This window comes from Mesorhizobium sp. M0768, assembly GCF_040320195.1.
Classification (GTDB): Bacteria; Pseudomonadota; Alphaproteobacteria; order Rhizobiales; family Rhizobiaceae; genus Mesorhizobium.
Genome location: NZ_JAMYPD010000007.1, coordinates 142,586 through 155,926 on the forward strand (window position 1 = coordinate 142,586; position 13,341 = coordinate 155,926).

Below are 13,341 nucleotides of genomic sequence, written 5' to 3' on the forward strand. Positions count from 1 at the left end.
TTCGGGCGTTGTGGGGACTGTGGAGCGTGGGCGGGCGCTCCGCCAATCTCGGTGCATCAACCAAGGCAGCACACCATGGCGGCGCATGGCGGGTCGAAAAAAGTGATCTATGCGGCGCTCGCCGGAAATCTTGCGATCGCACTGACCAAATTCGCCGCTGCCTTGTTCACGGGCAGCTCGGCAATGCTCTCGGAAGGCGTCCACTCGCTCGTCGATACCGGCAATGGCAGCCTGCTGCTTTACGGCATGCACCGTGCCGCGCGCCCGGCCGACCGCACGCATCCGCTCGGCCATGGCCGCGAGCTGTACTTCTGGAGCTTCATCGTTGCGCTCCTTGTCTTTGCACTGGGCGCCGGCATATCGTTCTACGAAGGCGTGATGCACATCATGGCGCCGGAGCCGATCGCCAACGCCAAGGTGAACTACGCTGTCCTTGGCCTTTCCTCTCTCTTCGAAGGCACCTCTTGGCTGGTGGCGCTGAAGGAGTTCCGCCACCAAAAAGGCAGCCACGGCTGGCTCGAGGCGGTGCAGCTCAGCAAGGATCCGAGTGTCTACACCGTACTCTTCGAGGACAGCGCGGCACTTCTCGGCCTCGTTGTCGCCTTCGCCGGGATATCGGCGGCGGAACTGCTGGACATGCCGAAGCTCGACGGCGCCGCGTCGATCGGCATCGCGCTGATCCTGGGCGGGACCGCGATCTTCCTGGCGCGCGAAAGCAAGAGCCTGCTGCTCGGCGAGCCGGCTTCGCCCGAGGTGCAAACAGAGGTGCTGGCCATCGTCCAGCAGGACCCGGCGGTGCAGCGGGCGAATGGCGCGCTGACGCTGCATATGGGTCCGCAGGAGATCGTCGCCGCTTTGAGCATCGAGTTCGAGGATCATTTGTCGGCGCCGGAGATAGAGACCTGTGTCGAGCGCCTGGAGACGCGGCTGAAGGCGGAGATGCCGGAGGTGACGCGGCTCTTCGTCAAACCGCAGACCACCGGCACCTGGGAACGCCGGAGCAAGGCCTTGGCGGCGTCCGGAGGGGAACCAGCCTGAGGAAAATGGCTGCGCCATCGGGCAGTCCCGGTTATGATTGCGGGCAAAAGCTCCAGGAGGAACGAAGATGAAAATCGACGGCGGGTGTCATTGCGGCGCCATTACTTACGAGGCCGAGATCGATCCGGAAAAGACCACCATTTGTCACTGCATCGATTGTCAGAAGCTAACCGGAACGGCCTTTCGCGTCACCGTGCCGGCGTCCGAGGACAATTACAGGATCACCAAGGGCACGCCGAAGATCTACATCAAGACCGGTTCGAGCGGCGCCAAGCGCGCCCAGGCATTTTGCGGTGAGTGCGGCTCGCATCTCTACGCCACTTCGGCGGGTGAGGGACCGAAGGTTTACGGTATCAGGGTCGGCACGGCACGGCAGCGCGAGCAACTGGTGCCGAGAAAGCAGATCTGGCACCGCTCGGCGCTGCATTGGCTGCCGGAATTCGAAGGCACAACCATCATCGAGGAGCAGTAGCGCCAGACCGGGGCGAAGCCTCCGGTTCCGGCGCAGCTCTCAATCGTCGCCTTCGACGACCCTTAGCCTCAACTGCCCGGTTTTCGAATCGGCGACGCGCGGGCTGCTTTCCGCTTTTGCTCCGCTGCCATTCGAACCGGGGGTGTCCTCCGCCGGCTGCACGCCAAACTCCAGCGCCTCGATCTTCTGTCCGCGCCTGGTCACCTTCGATGTCGAGACCAGGATGTCCTCGATGTCCTTGGCCGATTGGCCGAAATGCGTCTGCAATTTGCGCACCCGCTCGTCTAGCCGGGAGACGTCTTCCATCAGCCGGATAACCTCGCCCTGGATCAGGTGTGCCTGCTCGCGCATGCGGGCATCCTTGAGGATCGCCTGGATGACCTGGATCGACAGCATCAAAAGCGATGGCGAGACGATGACGATCCGTGAGCGATGCGCCTTCTGGACAACGGCCTCGAAATTCTCGTGGATTTCGGCGAACACCGATTCCGAAGGCACGAACATGAAGGCGGTGTCCTGCGTCTCGCCCTGGATCAGGTATTTTTCGGAAATATCGCGGACATGCACCTCGATGTCGCGGCGGAAAGCCTGTGCGGCGGTCTTCTGCAGTTCGGCGCCTTCGGCGGCCCGGATGGCATTCCAGGCCTCGAGCGGAAACTTTGCATCGATGGCAAGCGACGGTGCGCCGTTCGGCATCTTCACCAGGCAGTCGGGCCGGCTGCCATTCGACAAGGTCGCCTGGAATTCATAGGCGCCGTGCGGCAATCCGTCGGCGACGATGGCTTCCATACGCGACTGGCCGAAGGCGCCGCGCGTCTGCTTGTTGGAAAGGATCGCCTGCAATTGCACGACCTGACCGGCCAGCGACTGGATGTTGCCTTGCGCGATATCGATGACCGCCAGCCGTTCCTGCAGCTTGGCGAGGCTCTCATGCGTCGATCTCGTCTGCTCGGTCATGGTCTGGCCCAGGCGGCCGGTCATGGCATCGAGACGCTGGCCGATCGACTGTGTCAGTTCCGCCTGGCGCGCCCCGAACACTTCGGCGATGGCGCCCATGCGGCCCTGCATTTCCGCCTGGCTTGCCAAGATGCCGGCCATCCGCACCTCGGCGTCGCGGGCGTGGTCGGCGGCTTCGGCGGCCGCCACTGCACGCGCCTTGGCCGATCGCCAGAGCGCAACGACGAGCGCCACGAACAGTCCAAGGAACAGCATTGCGCCGAAACCCAGGGCATGGCCGAGCGTGATCGTGGTGGCGCCTAGGCGGGCGACAGGTTCGGACAGGATGGTGGCCAGATCGTTCATGTCGACAGCATAGATGATTCGGTCTGCCAGCACAGATCAAAACGTGAACGACCCGAAGGCGCCCCGGTTGACGCTTTTCCTGCGAGGTCTTAGGTGAGACGCCATGTCGATCAAGCCGCTTATCATCCTTCCCGATCCCGTCCTGCGCCAGGTTTCAAAACCGGTCGAGCGTGTCGACGGGGATTTGCGCAAACTGGCCGGCGACATGCTGGACACCATGTATGACGCGCCCGGCATCGGCCTCGCAGCGATCCAGGTCGGCGAACCCTTGCGCATGCTGGTGATCGACCTGGCCAAAGAGGACGAGACGCCGGCACCGCACGTCTTCATCAATCCCGAAATCCTTGAAAGCTCCGACCAGCGTTCGGTCTATGAGGAAGGCTGCCTGTCGATCCCCGATTACTATGCGGAAGTCGAGCGCCCCGCCGCGGTGCGGGTGAAATATCTCGATCGCGATGGCAAGCTGCAGGAGATCGAGGCCGAGGGGCTGATGGCGACCTGCCTGCAGCATGAAATCGACCACCTCAACGGCGTGCTGTTCATCGATTACATCTCCAAGCTGAAGCGCGACATGGTGGTCAAGAAATTCAAGAAGCTCGCCAGGGACAAGGCGCCGGGCAAGATGGTGGGGTAGGCGTCGACGAATGCCCCTGCGTGTCATCTTCATGGGTACGCCCGAATTCTCCGTGCCGACGCTGCGGGCGATTGCCGGGGCCGGGCACGAGTTGGCAGCCGTCTACACGCAGCCGCCGCGCGCCGGCGGCCGGCGCGGGCTCGAACTGACGCCGTCGCCGGTGCAGCGCGAGGCCGAGCGGCTTGGCATCGAGGTGCGGTCGCCGGTGTCGCTGAAGGGCGAGGCGGAGCAGGAGGCGTTCCGCGCGTTGCGTGCCGACGTCGCCGTGGTGGTCGCCTACGGGCTGCTTCTGCCCAAACCCATTCTCGAGGCGCCGCGGCTCGGTTGCCTCAACGGCCATGCATCGCTGCTGCCGCGCTGGCGCGGCGCTGCCCCTATCCAGCGCGCCATCATGGCCGGCGATACCGAAACGGGCATGATGGTGATGCGGATGGAGGAAGGCCTCGACACCGGCCCGGTGGCAATGGTTGAAAAATGCGCCATTGGACCCGACATGACGGCCGGCGATCTGCACGATCGGCTGATGGTCTTGGGTGCTTCGCTGATAGTGCAAGCGCTCGAACGGCTGGAGCGGAATACGCTGACATTTACCACACAGGCGGAGGTGGGGGTGACCTACGCCAAGAAAATCGATAAATCGGAGACTCGCATAGACTGGCTGCGACCTGCCGGCGACGTGCACAACCAGATTCGCGGCCTGTCGCCCTTTCCCGGTGCATGGTGCGAGGCCGAAATCGGCGGCCGCGTGGAACGGCTGAAACTGCTTCGCTCGACGCTCTCGCAAGGCGCCGGCGAACCGGGAGGAATTCTCGATGACCGGCTGACGGTCGCCTGCGGGTCAGGCGCGATCAGGCCGGTCGAAGTTCAACGTGCGGGCGCAAGGCCCATTGCCGCGCAGGAGTTTCTGCGCGGGGCCAAGCTCGAAAAAGGAATGAAATTGTCATGAGCATGATGTCCATACGCGCGGCGACGCCGCGGGACCGCGAGGCGATCCGCCTTGTCGAAGAACACGCATTCGGCCAGCAGGCGGAGGCCGGACTGGTCGACGCGCTGGTCACCGGCGGTGATGCCGTCGTCGAACTGGTGGCGGACGAAGACGGGCAAGTGGTCGGGCATATCCTGTTTTCACGGCTTTTCGTGCAGAATGGCGGCAAGAGCTTCCCGGCGGTGGCTTTGGCTCCTTTGGCGGTCGAGCCGTCGTTCCACGGCACCGGCATCGGCGGTGCGCTGGTCCGCGAGGCGCATATCCGCCTGAAGGCTGCTGGCGAGACGCTCGCCGTGGTGCTCGGCGATCCCGCTTACTATGGACGTTTCGGTTACAGCCGCGCCCGTGCAGCGAAGTTCGAGAGCGAGTACCAAAGCGAAGCCCTGCAGGCGCTTGCCTGGGACGAGGCGCCGGAGACCGGCAGGCTGGTCTACGCCTCGGCCTTCGGCTCAGCCCTCGCCGCCTGATTTCGCCTCGATCCGGGAATGCCGCGTTTTCGCCTCGACATCGAATATGACGGCAGTCTCTTCGCCGGCTGGCAGCGCCAGGCCAACCAGCCTTCGGTGCAGCAGGCGATCGAGCGGGCGATCGAGAAGTTCTGTGGCGAGCAGGTTTCGCTGCGCGCCGCCGGCCGCACCGATGCTGGCGTCCATGCGACCGCTCAGGTGGCGCATGTCGATCTGATCAAGGCATGGCCCGGCGACAAGGTGCGCGACGCAGCCAACGCGCATCTGCAAGCGGCCAAGGTGCGCATCGCCATCCTGAAGGCCGCAGTCGTGCCGGATGGCTTCGATGCGCGTTTCTCGGCGATCGGCCGCCATTACCTCTACCGCATCGTCAATCGCCGCGCGCCGGCGGCGCTCGACAAGGGCAAGATCTGGTGGGTACCGAAGCAGCTCGATGCCGGTGCCATGCACGAGGCGGCAAAGGTGCTGGTTGGCCGGCATGATTTCACCACCTTCCGCTCGACCCAGTGCCAAGCCACCAGCCCCATCCGCACGCTCGACCGGCTGGATGTCAGCCGGGCGGGCGATTTCATTGAGGTCCGCGCTTCGGCGCGGTCATTCCTGCACAACCAGGTGCGCTCGATGGTCGGCTCGCTCAAACGTGTCGGCGAAGGCGGCTGGACTGTTGCCGACCTCAAGGCGGCGCTTGAGGCGCGCGACCGTGCGGCCTGCGGTCAGGTGGCGCCGCCCGACGGGCTGTTTCTCGTCGGCGTCGATTATCCGACGCCTGGCTGATCCGGAACGCTGATCCCGAGCAGCGCCTGCAGGCCGAACAGGACGATCAGCGACGCCACGAACATGCCGGCAAAAACGGCGCTGCCGGTGGCCGCACCCCTGCCGATCGCAACGTTGGTCATCCGCCAGGTCAAGACCATCGACAGCGCGAACAACAGCAGCGACACCAGTCCGGAGACTTCGTTGGCCGATGTCAGGAAAAGCCGGATCAACGCCGATGGCAGCATCATCCAGGCGATGATCGCCGAGGCCCAATTGCTGGCCACGACATAATGGACGAAACGGCCGCCGACGCCGACCCGCGGCGCCACCAGGGCGAGGCCTATGAGCGGCAGCACCCAGGCGCCGATATCGACGGTTGCCAGGCGGATCAACATGCTGAAACGGCCGACGAATGCGTTGGGATCGCCGATTTCGTTGGCAATACCGACCCAGCCGACGATCAGTGCCGGCGCCGCGACGACGATGGCAAAAAAGGAGTTCCAGAAACCGTCCGCCGAAAGGTCGAGCAGGCGAAATCCGTCGGCTTTGCCGAGCATCAGCCGCCAGGCACCGGCAAGCGAAGCGTAGGTTTCATCCGCTGAAAGCATCACTAGGATATGTCCTGCGCAAACCAGTCTTCAACGAAGCGCAGATAAATCTGCGTCAGCGTCTCGAGGTCGGCAATCGCCACGCGTTCGTCGACCATGTGCATGGTCTTGCCGACCAGTCCGAATTCGACCACCGGACAATAATCCTTGATGAAGCGGGCATCGGAGGTGCCGCCGGAGGTGGAGAGCGCCGGCTTCCTGCCGGTCACCGCCTTGATCGAGCCGCCAAGCGTCTCGATCAACCTGTCGTCGCGTGTCAGGAAAACGTGGCTCGGTCCGTCGCGCCAGACGATCTCGTAGTCGACCGGCGTCTTCTTGCCGGCGCGGTATTTCTTGCGTTTCGCCGCCCGGTCGAGGCGGTTGTGGATCTCGGCCTGGATCGTCTCGGCGGTCCATGTGTCGTTGAAGCGAATATTGAAGGTAGCCGCCGCCTTCGCCGGGATGACGTTGGTGGCAGGATTGCCGACATCGATGGAGGTCACTTCAAGATTGGTCGGCTGGAAATCCCTTGTTCCGTTGTCGAAGACGGGGTGCAGCAAGGCGTCGACCAGCGTCATCAGGCCGCGCACCGGGTTGTCGGCTAGCTGCGGATAGGCGGCGTGGCCCTGGCGGCCGTTGACGACGACCGTGCCGGAGAGCGAGCCGCGCCGGCCGATCTTGATCATATCGCCGAGCGCATCGGGATTGGTCGGCTCGCCGACGATCGCAGCATGCCATTTCTCGCCCTTGGCAGCCGCCCATTCGAGCAGTTTCGTCGTGCCGTTGATCGCCGGCCCTTCCTCGTCGCCGGTGATCAGCAGCGAGACCGACCCCTTCGGGCCGCCCTTCTGCGCGATATGTCGCGCTACCGCCGCGACGAAACAAGCAATGCCGCCCTTCATGTCGACGGCGCCGCGGCCGAACATCTCGCCATTGGCGATCTCGGCGCCAAAGGGTGGGTGCGTCCAGGCTGTTTCATCGCCCACCGGCACCACATCGGTATGACCGGCAAACATCAGATGCGGGCCGTTGCCGGAACGCCGCGCGTAAAGGTTCTCTATGTCAGGTGTGCCGGATTCGGAAAACACCGGGCGCTCGACGGCAAAGCCGAGCGGCTTCAACATTTCTTCCAGCGCGCTCAGCGCACCGCCTTCGGCGGGCGTCACGGAAGCGCAGCGGATGAGAGCAGCCAGATTTCTGGTCGGATCGGTAGGCAGCGTCATGGGCAAAAGCGATAGTCGAAAGCGCAAGGCCTGTCACGGCCAGACATAAGGGCCAGCCATGCCGCCGACATTATGGTTTTCATGCCGTATGATTGCGGCAAAGGCCTCTCGACCAAGGCAGGGCCATCGCATGGTCACGCGTGGCAAGACAATCGTAATCGCAGGTGCCGGCAGTATCGGATGCTACGCCGGCGGCTGCCTGATACTTGCCGGGCGAAAGGTGGTTCTGCTGGCGCGGCCTCGCATCGAGAAGGCGCTGCAAAAAGGCGGATTGTGCATCACCGACCGTGATGGCCGCGACCGATCCGTCAAGCCGGAGGCATTGTCGGTCACCCCCGATCCGGCCGCAGCATTCCCCGGTGCCGATGTCATCCTGCTAACGGTCAAGAGCGGCGCGACGCAGGACATGGCCGGGCTTATTGCGGCCCACGCCCGACCGGATGCGGTGATACTCAGTCTCCAGAACGGCGTTGACAATGCCGATAAATTGCGAGCCCATCTCACCGCCCGGCGGGTGCTCGCGGGCATGGTGCCGTTCAACGTGGTCCAATCGGCGGAGGGCGAATTGCCGCTTCGCCTGCACCGCGCCAGCGGCGGCAAGGTGATGATCGAACAGGGCGCGACAGGCCTTGACGAACTGCTCGACGTCGAGGGCTTTGCCGTCGCCACGCATGGCGACATCGAAGCGGTGCTATGGGGCAAGCTGCTGCTCAACCTCAACAACGCGCTGGTGGCGCTTTCCGGCCTGCCGCTGGCGGCAGAGCTTGCCGATCGCCGCTGGCGGCTGATCCTGGCCGGCCAGATCGACGAAGCATTGGCGGCAATGACGGCGACAGGCATCGAACCCGCTCGCATCGCCGGCCTGCGTCCCGCGCTGCTGCCGAAAGTGCTTCGCCTGCCCGACTGGCTGTTCAAGTTCTTGGCGCGGCGGATGCTTGCCATCGATCCGGCCGCGCGTTCGTCGATGTGGGATGACCTTCAGCGCCGCCGGCCGACGGAGATCGGCGAACTGCAAGGCGCGGTCCTGCGTTTGGCCGAAAAGGCCGGCACGCCGGCACCTTTGCTGAAGCGCGTGACGGCACTGGTGCGCGCGGCCGAGCAGGAGAGAAGCGGATCGCCCTGCCTGTCGCCGGAAGCCGTTGTCGCGACCGTCAGATCGTAGCCCGCACAGGCGCCCAGTAACGGCCCTTGCCGGTGCGCTTGGCTTCGTACAGCGCATGGTCGGAACAGGTGAGCAGGATTTCCGGATCGCCGCCGTCGGCAGGTGCGAAGGCGCTGCCGACGCTCAAGCCGACATGGATGGCGGAACCGACCCCGAGGTCGAAAGGCACCGAGACCTTTTCGATGGCCCGCTTTGCCAGGTAGGTGGCCTCGATCTCCGAGGTTGCGGGCAAAAGGATGACAAATTCATCGCCGCCAATGCGGAAGACCACGTCCCCCGGACGGAAGCCGCGCTTCAATCGTTCGGCCACCTTGCGCAGCAGCACGTCGCCGACGGCGTGGCCAAAACGGTCGTTGACCTGTTTGAAACCGTCGAGATCCATGCTGAGCACTGCAAACGGCTTGCCGCCATTAGCGGCCGGCGCCGCAAGGTCGCGGCACATGTCGCGCAATTTCTCCTGCAGGAAGATGCGGTTTGGCAGGCCGGTCAGCGCGTCCTTGATGGCCAGGTCGCGATTGTCCAGTTCGGCGCGGATCATGCGGGCATTGATTGCGTGGTTCTGAAGCAGCACGACGATGACGCCGGCCACATAGAACGGCGTTTGAATTCCGACGATCGGCATTCCGGGCGCCGCAGAAAACAATGCACCGACCACGTAAGGCAGGCTTACGGCCAACATGACGAATATGGCGAAGCGCGGGGTCGCCGCATTGCGTGACGACACCACGCCGACGACGCCTGCGACATTCAAGGCGGCAAGTACGGAAAGCGCCATATTCCCGCTGGCAACACAGCCATAGCAGCCGAGGCCGAAAACGACCGACCAGACGCCGCTGGCTGCCATCAGGCCCGCCAGCGGCCCTTTCGAGCCGCGCCTGCGGGCCTGCTCGCATTCCCGCATCAGCCGCACGCGGACGGTGAAAAGCATCAGGTCGGCGGCAATCCAGGCGTAGGGCCACCAATCCCCGGTGGCAAGAGCGGCGCTGACCGCAACCAACAGAACGCTGATGGTGCCGAACAGGACTGCGAATTTGCGGTCGAAGGTGGTGTCGAGAAGCCGGGCGCGGACAGCTTCCGGTTCCAATTTCATCGGCGAAGAGAACCAGGCAAAGAGGCGAGCGGCGGCGCTCCACGTTTTGCGCGGCTCCTTGGTGATCAGGGATAGGTCGCTTGCCAGTCGAGCGCTCCGTGCCGGTCGACACAGTCTTCGCCGGCATGCTGGGCCAGGGTGATTAACATTCGCTTAGAGCATCCGGCGCAAACCGGGCTTTCGGAACTCCCCGCTCCGCCGCTCTGGAGTATCCGTGTTGGTCAAGGGAGAGATGGTGTCCAGGTCCGATTGTCCCTGAGTAGTGCGTTTGCGAGGATGATGAGCTTTCGCATGATGGCTGTGATGGCGAGTTTTGAGGCTTTGCCGTCGGCCGTGAGCTGGTGGTATTTTGCCTTTAGATCGGGATTGAAGCGCATGGCGACGAGGGCGGGCATGTAGAGTGCCTGTCGGACATTGGCTCGCCCGCCGCGGATGAAGGCGCGGCCGATCCAGTTGCCGGACTGTCGTGCGACGGGAGCGAGGCCTGCGAGGGAAGCAGCCTGACCCTGACCGAGCGTGCCGAGTTCGGGCATTTCGATGAGAAGCGCGAAGGCGGTGATTGCCGAGACGCCCGGGATCGAGACGAGGATAGCGAAGCGACGGGAGAGATCGGGATCGGACTGGATGAGCGCCGTGATCTCCTTTTCGACAGCAGCCATTTGACGTTCGATCTGCCTGAGCTGCTGGGCATTGTGGCGCTTGAGGATGGGAAGGGTTAGCGCCTTGGCCCTGTTCCTCGCCGCCGTCCGGTTCTTCACCAGCGCCTCGCGCGCCATGTGCAGGTCCTTGAGGTCATTGAGGATCGGGCTGCGCACCGGTCGTGCTTCGAGGTCGAGAAGAGCGCCCATGCGCGCCAGCATGGCGGCGTCCAGCCGGTCGGTCTTGGCGATCCTGCCGGTGGCCTCGGCGAAGCGCCGGGCTTGGCGTGGGTTGACCTTGACCAGCGCAAGGCCAGCCGCCGCCAGCTTCCGCTCAAAGGCCCGGTGATATGGACCTGTCGGCTCATAGACGATGCGTACGCCGGGCGGGTCCAACCGGCTCGGGCTCAACCAGCTCATGAACGCCTTGTGGCCGCGGCTGTCGTTGGCAAAACGCCGGCTCGCGCCGTCGCTCAGCCTGTGGGCGTCGAGATGGTCTTTCGATATGTCGATCCCGATGGTATCGTTGGTCATCTTTCACTTGTCCTGTGCTTGTCATTCGGAGCCGAACTCCGGGTATCCGTTCAGGCCTCAAGGGAAAGACGAGGGCGATCCGACTCTAGCTCGACCCGTCAAACGGTCAGCAATTCCACCGATCCGACCCTCGCCGCTGAGGGGGGGCGGCTACCCTCTCTCAGCGTTCCTTTCTGACCCATTCGGCAGCGAAAGTCATAAGACAAGCAATTCCAGGAAAAGTGTGAAGCGGTTTTCCGTCCGGAATTGCGTCAAAACAAAAAAGATAGAGCGGTTCGGCGTTTCTGCGAAACGATGAACCGCTCTAGCGGATCTGCCGCCGGGTTGCCGGTTTTAGCTTGCCGGCCCCGGTCGTCTGCGGACTGCAGGCCGGCGCGGCGGGCCCGGCTCGGGATCGGTCTTCGCCGCACGTGCCGGCTGCCCATGAGGGGTTTCGATCAGCGTGATCTTCTGCCAGATCTTTCGCGAGAGGTTCGAAGCCAGGTTCTCGATGTCATTGACGCCGTCGATGACCACGGCGTCATTCACCGATTGCGCGAACAGCGCGGCGATCTTGCCGGTGATCGACAGCATTTCGGAGCAGTAGTCGAGATAGCGGGCAAGGTCGGCGGCGTTGGTGATGCGGGCTGGCGAATGCGCAGTCGGCTTGAAACTGGCTGAAAGCGTTGCCGGATCCTTGGTCAGCTGGTGCATGTCGATGACGTGGATCAGCGACCGCAGCCCGTGGAGCTGGCGAAACACCCGCTTGCGCTTGATCCGCTCCTCGGAGCGAATCAGGGCGAGGAAGCCCAGCACCGCGAGGATGATCATGTTGAGGGAGGCTTCGATGCCTTGCACCGACTGGAAGGCATCGTGGTTTCCCGAGATGCGGCCGAGCGGCAGGATTGTGCCGACGAACAGGAACATCAGCGCTCCGACGACGAAGGCGGCGATGATGAGGCCGCGCAGCCACCAGATCGGCGCCTCCAGCGCCTTGGCTGCCTTTGCCAGATCGCGCGACAGCGACACGAGCTCGGCGGCGACGCCGCGCAAGCCTGCATCGGGAAAGCGCTCGGCGACGCGCCCTTCCAGCCGTTCGGCGGTTTCGAGGATCAGTTTCGGATCAAGCGAGCGGTAGCGCATGATGAAATGTCCGATCGGTGCTCAGGGTTCGGCCGGGGCGTTGGTGCGCTTGCCGTAGCGGTTGGGGCCGGGTTGCCCTGGAAACAGGCAAAGCACGAGGAAAGCGATGATCGAGACAACCGGCACGAACAGCACCAGCGCTGCAACGCCCGGCTTGTCGAGGTCGTGCAACCGCTTGACCGCCAGCACCACGTTCGACCAAAGCGAGGCAATGAAGGCGATGAAGAAAATGAACGACCACATGTTGCTCTCGGTGGTGCCCTCCGGCACCAGCGTGAAACGGTAGAGCGGGAAGGCCTGTATGATGGCCACCAGCAGTCCTCCAAGAAAATAGGCCGCGCGGCTGACGCGGCCCGAAGCTTTGAAGAAAAGCCAGATGAGGTCTGATCTATCAGGCAAGCGAATTCCGTCCGTATTCGTTGAGAAAGATCAATCGCGCAGCAATTCGTTGATCGATGTCTTGGAACGGGTTCTGGCATCGACCCGCTTGACGATGACGGCGCAGTAGAGGCTGGGGCCGGGCTCGTTGTTTGGAAAAGGCTTGCCCGGCAGCGAGCCGGCGACGACGACGGAATTAGGCGGCACCTCGCCGTAGAAGATCTCGCCGGTGGCACGGTCGACGATCTTGGTCGACTGGCCGATGAAGACGCCCATGCCGAGCACCGAGCCTTCGCGAACGATGCAGCCTTCGACCACTTCGGAACGGGCGCCGATGAAGCAATTGTCCTCGATGATGGTTGGGCCGGCCTGCATCGGCTCCAGCACACCGCCGATGCCGACGCCGCCCGACAGATGCACATTCTTGCCGATCTGGGCACAGGAGCCGACCGAAGTCCAGGTGTCGACCATGGTGCCGCTGTCGACATAGGCGCCGACATTGACGAAGGACGGCATCAGCACGGCGCCGGGCGCGACGTAGGCGGAGCGGCGCACGATCGACGACGGCACGGCGCGGAAGCCCGCCTTCTCGAAATCGACGGCGCTCCAGCCGTCGAATTTTGAGGGCACCTTGTCCCACCATACCGCCTGACCGGGACCGCCCTCTATGATCTCCATCGGGGTGAGCCGGAAGGACAGCAGCACCGCTTTTTTCAGCCACTGGTTGACGTGCCATTTGCCGTCGGCCTGCCGCTCGGCGACGCGTGCGACGCCCCGGTCGAGCAGGTCGAGCGCCGATTGGATGGCCTCGCGCGTCTCGCCGCGGGTTGCGGTCGAAATCGTGTCGCGTTCCTCGAAGGCGTTCTCGATAATCTCCTCGAGGCTCGCGAGATCGGGCTTCGACATGAATTCGCTCCATTACCAAGCTGTTAAGGGCCGGCGCCTTAACCTGT

15 protein-coding genes are annotated in these 13,341 nt (G+C 63.7%); 7 read left to right on the forward strand and 8 right to left on the reverse strand.

What is annotated here, in order from left to right:
* The first annotated feature begins 75 nt into the window (after positions 1 to 75).
* Together NKI08_RS12185 and NKI08_RS12190 are read left to right on the forward strand one after the other, a co-directional pair.
* Positions 76 to 1,038: a cation diffusion facilitator family transporter gene (locus tag NKI08_RS12185; RefSeq protein WP_352769469.1), complete on the forward strand. Its 963-nt coding sequence runs from the start codon at positions 76 to 78 to the stop codon at positions 1,036 to 1,038.
* A 67-nt stretch (positions 1,039 to 1,105) separates the two neighbouring features.
* The gene (locus NKI08_RS12190; protein ID WP_352769472.1) at positions 1,106 to 1,510 is read left to right on the forward strand and encodes a GFA family protein; all 405 of its coding nucleotides are present in this window, start codon (positions 1,106 to 1,108) and stop codon (positions 1,508 to 1,510) included.
* 39 nt (positions 1,511 to 1,549) lie between these two features.
* Here NKI08_RS12190 and NKI08_RS12195 read toward each other — a convergent pair whose 3' ends face one another.
* On the reverse strand, positions 1,550 to 2,812 hold the full coding sequence (locus tag NKI08_RS12195; RefSeq protein ID WP_352769475.1) for a DNA recombination protein RmuC: 1,263 nt from the start codon (positions 2,810 to 2,812) through the stop codon (positions 1,550 to 1,552).
* A gap of 103 nt (positions 2,813 to 2,915) precedes the next feature.
* Between NKI08_RS12195 and def the strand changes: the two genes are divergently transcribed.
* Genes def through truA form a run of 4 tightly spaced genes read left to right on the forward strand, consistent with a single transcriptional unit; the run spans position 2,916 to position 5,672 of the window.
* Positions 2,916 to 3,446 (forward strand): peptide deformylase, encoded by a 531-nt coding sequence (gene def / locus NKI08_RS12200; RefSeq protein ID WP_352455964.1) that lies wholly within the window; start codon positions 2,916 to 2,918, stop codon positions 3,444 to 3,446.
* A gap of 16 nt (positions 3,447 to 3,462) precedes the next feature.
* Complete coding sequence (fmt, locus tag NKI08_RS12205) at positions 3,463 to 4,392, forward strand: methionyl-tRNA formyltransferase (RefSeq protein WP_352769676.1); 930 nt, start codon at positions 3,463 to 3,465, stop codon at positions 4,390 to 4,392.
* Positions 4,389 to 4,898, forward strand: coding sequence for a GNAT family N-acetyltransferase (locus tag NKI08_RS12210; protein ID WP_352769478.1), 510 nt, complete (start codon positions 4,389 to 4,391; stop codon positions 4,896 to 4,898). The genes fmt and NKI08_RS12210 overlap by 4 nt, the downstream gene beginning before the upstream one ends.
* 18 nt (positions 4,899 to 4,916) lie before the next feature.
* Complete coding sequence (truA, locus tag NKI08_RS12215; protein ID WP_352769481.1) at positions 4,917 to 5,672, forward strand: tRNA pseudouridine(38-40) synthase TruA; 756 nt, start codon at positions 4,917 to 4,919, stop codon at positions 5,670 to 5,672.
* Here the strand turns inward: truA and NKI08_RS12220 are convergent.
* Together NKI08_RS12220 and dapE are read right to left on the reverse strand one after the other, a co-directional pair.
* Positions 5,654 to 6,262 (reverse strand): transporter, encoded by a 609-nt coding sequence (locus NKI08_RS12220; protein WP_352455970.1) that lies wholly within the window; start codon positions 6,260 to 6,262, stop codon positions 5,654 to 5,656. The genes truA and NKI08_RS12220 overlap by 19 nt on opposite strands.
* A gap of 2 nt (positions 6,263 to 6,264) precedes the next feature.
* Positions 6,265 to 7,464: a succinyl-diaminopimelate desuccinylase gene (dapE, locus tag NKI08_RS12225; RefSeq protein WP_352769484.1), complete on the reverse strand. Its 1,200-nt coding sequence runs from the start codon at positions 7,462 to 7,464 to the stop codon at positions 6,265 to 6,267.
* A 130-nt stretch (positions 7,465 to 7,594) separates the two neighbouring features.
* On the opposite strand from dapE, the gene NKI08_RS12230 reads away from it, so the two are divergent.
* Entirely contained in the window at positions 7,595 to 8,626 is a 1,032-nt protein-coding gene (locus tag NKI08_RS12230; RefSeq protein WP_352769487.1) for a 2-dehydropantoate 2-reductase, read from the forward strand.
* On the opposite strand, the gene NKI08_RS12235 is transcribed toward NKI08_RS12230, so the two are convergent.
* The 5 genes from NKI08_RS12235 to dapD all read right to left on the reverse strand — a co-directional run bounded on the left by NKI08_RS12235 (position 8,616) and on the right by dapD (position 13,294).
* A complete protein-coding gene (locus NKI08_RS12235) occupies positions 8,616 to 9,716 on the reverse strand; it encodes a GGDEF domain-containing protein (protein WP_352769490.1) in 1,101 nt (366 codons plus the stop codon). The two genes, NKI08_RS12230 and NKI08_RS12235, sit on opposite strands and share 11 nt — an antisense overlap.
* Positions 9,717 to 9,937: 221 nt before the next feature.
* Positions 9,938 to 10,888 carry an IS110 family transposase gene (locus tag NKI08_RS12240; protein ID WP_352458931.1) on the reverse strand — a complete coding sequence of 317 codons (951 nt, stop codon included), beginning with the start codon at positions 10,886 to 10,888 and terminating at the stop codon, positions 9,938 to 9,940.
* A 333-nt stretch (positions 10,889 to 11,221) separates the two neighbouring features.
* Positions 11,222 to 12,010: a hypothetical protein gene (locus NKI08_RS12245; protein WP_352455973.1), complete on the reverse strand. Its 789-nt coding sequence runs from the start codon at positions 12,008 to 12,010 to the stop codon at positions 11,222 to 11,224.
* Between the two features lie 21 nt (positions 12,011 to 12,031).
* Positions 12,032 to 12,409: a DUF805 domain-containing protein gene (locus NKI08_RS12250; RefSeq protein WP_352455974.1), complete on the reverse strand. Its 378-nt coding sequence runs from the start codon at positions 12,407 to 12,409 to the stop codon at positions 12,032 to 12,034.
* A gap of 30 nt (positions 12,410 to 12,439) precedes the next feature.
* Positions 12,440 to 13,294 (reverse strand): 2,3,4,5-tetrahydropyridine-2,6-dicarboxylate N-succinyltransferase, encoded by an 855-nt coding sequence (gene dapD / locus NKI08_RS12255; RefSeq protein WP_352769495.1) that lies wholly within the window; start codon positions 13,292 to 13,294, stop codon positions 12,440 to 12,442.
* Positions 13,295 to 13,341 lie beyond the last annotated feature (47 nt).

Bases quoted from the DNA above. Each gene is read 5' to 3' on its own strand.
- NKI08_RS12185 (WP_352769469.1), top strand. From the start codon at position 76: ATGGCGGCGCATGGCGGGTCGAAAAAAGTGATCTATGCGGCGCTCGCC.
- NKI08_RS12190 (WP_352769472.1), top strand. From the start codon at position 1,106: ATGAAAATCGACGGCGGGTGTCATTGCGGCGCCATTACTTACGAGGCC.
- NKI08_RS12195 (WP_352769475.1), bottom strand. From the start codon at position 2,812: ATGAACGATCTGGCCACCATCCTGTCCGAACCTGTCGCCCGCCTAGGC.
- def (WP_352455964.1), top strand. From the start codon at position 2,916: ATGTCGATCAAGCCGCTTATCATCCTTCCCGATCCCGTCCTGCGCCAG.
- NKI08_RS12210 (WP_352769478.1), top strand. From the start codon at position 4,389: ATGAGCATGATGTCCATACGCGCGGCGACGCCGCGGGACCGCGAGGCG.
- truA (WP_352769481.1), top strand. From the start codon at position 4,917: ATGCCGCGTTTTCGCCTCGACATCGAATATGACGGCAGTCTCTTCGCC.
- NKI08_RS12220 (WP_352455970.1), bottom strand. From the start codon at position 6,262: ATGCTTTCAGCGGATGAAACCTACGCTTCGCTTGCCGGTGCCTGGCGG.
- dapE (WP_352769484.1), bottom strand. From the start codon at position 7,464: ATGACGCTGCCTACCGATCCGACCAGAAATCTGGCTGCTCTCATCCGC.
- NKI08_RS12230 (WP_352769487.1), top strand. From the start codon at position 7,595: ATGGTCACGCGTGGCAAGACAATCGTAATCGCAGGTGCCGGCAGTATC.
- NKI08_RS12235 (WP_352769490.1), bottom strand. From the start codon at position 9,716: ATGAAATTGGAACCGGAAGCTGTCCGCGCCCGGCTTCTCGACACCACC.
- NKI08_RS12240 (WP_352458931.1), bottom strand. From the start codon at position 10,888: ATGACCAACGATACCATCGGGATCGACATATCGAAAGACCATCTCGAC.
- NKI08_RS12245 (WP_352455973.1), bottom strand. From the start codon at position 12,010: ATGCGCTACCGCTCGCTTGATCCGAAACTGATCCTCGAAACCGCCGAA.
- dapD (WP_352769495.1), bottom strand. From the start codon at position 13,294: ATGTCGAAGCCCGATCTCGCGAGCCTCGAGGAGATTATCGAGAACGCC.